The organism is Segatella oulorum F0390 (genome assembly GCF_000224615.1).
In the GTDB taxonomy this organism is placed as follows: domain Bacteria; phylum Bacteroidota; class Bacteroidia; order Bacteroidales; family Bacteroidaceae; genus Prevotella; species Prevotella oulorum.
Genome location: NZ_JH114220.1, coordinates 1 through 1,239 on the forward strand (window position 1 = coordinate 1; position 1,239 = coordinate 1,239).

The following is a 1,239-nucleotide window of genomic DNA, read 5'->3' on the forward strand; positions in this document are numbered from 1 at the left end:
AAAGTGTGTAACCATAATTTCCCATATCTTCCATTTTGTTCAAAATTATTTACTCTCTTTCCAACATCTCCATTGATAGACTTTCCTTCGATATGTAGTCTGTGTTTCTTCCATTGCAACAGATGCCAACAGAAATAAAACCGATTGACTTGACGGCATTGCAGCTCTCATCTTAATGGTTCTTTTATACTTTCTGTTGAGCCGCTCAATCCAATTTGTCGTATAAATGCATCTCTGTACTTCTACAGGGAAGTCCATATAGGTGAAATAAGCAATATTACGCTCGGCTTTATATTTGCGTAACACGGGGTATTTCTTTTCCCATCGATTTACAAAAGTAATAAAATGTTCGTAACCTTGCAAAGATTTGCGCTCTTTGTTCTCCAAGGTGAATACTTCATTGAGTTCTTGATTAACTATGGGTTTGTCTTTATATGAGACGCTGTTTAATATCTGCCGTTTGACATGGGCAACACAAAATTGATGGGCTGCTTGCGGAAAAGCCGAACATACGGCGTTTTCAATGCCTTGAAGGGCATCAGATATCACTAAATCAATCTGCTCAACCCCTCGCTCTTTCAAACTGTTAAGCACTTCTTTCCAGCATAATGCACCTTCGGTTGGATAATTGACAATGGTAAGCACTTCCCGACTTCCGTCCTCCAACACGCCCAGTATGGTATAGTAGGCTTCCTTGGATACTTGCTGATCCCTCCGGGTAGCGATAAAGGTGGCATCAATATAGATAGCCGGATAATGGGCTGACAGTCGACGATTGAGCCATGCTTCAACATCTTCCCGACAACTGTTGGCCAAGTAAGAGATTTGCTGTTTACTATAAGCCCGACCATAAACCGTCTCTATCACCTCACTAATCTGCTCGGTGGTAAGTCCCTTGGTATAAAGTTGATAAACCAAGGCGGCACGCTCTTCACATTCGCTACGAATAATCCCTAAAAGTACGGGATAGAAATTGCCGCTACGGCTACGTGGTATGCGCAAGACGAACGTATAGCCCTTACAATACCAACGGCGAGGACGAAAGCCATTGCATTGCTCATTCTTATTCGCTTTGACGAATAATTCGCGCTCGTGGGCCATCAAAGAATTCATAATCAACGATTGAAGTGTGACAAAACCTTCACTGCTACTTGTGTAATTCGAAATAATTTCCGAAATTTGTCCTTGTGTAAGTTCCATATTCTTGTTGTTTTTTATTACTTAATGCAAAGATAAGAA

1 protein-coding gene is annotated in these 1,239 nt (G+C 41.2%); it reads right to left on the bottom strand.

The window, feature by feature from the left end:
- Window positions 1-45: 45 nt before the first annotated feature.
- Entirely contained in the window at window positions 46-1,200 is a 1,155-nt protein-coding gene (locus HMPREF9431_RS11880) for an IS256 family transposase (RefSeq protein WP_004381581.1), read from the bottom strand.
- Window positions 1,201-1,239 lie beyond the last annotated feature (39 nt).

Coding starts and splice junctions, on each gene's coding strand:
- HMPREF9431_RS11880 (WP_004381581.1), bottom strand. CDS start 1,200: ATGGAACTTACACAAGGACAAATTTCGGAAATTATTTCGAATTACACA.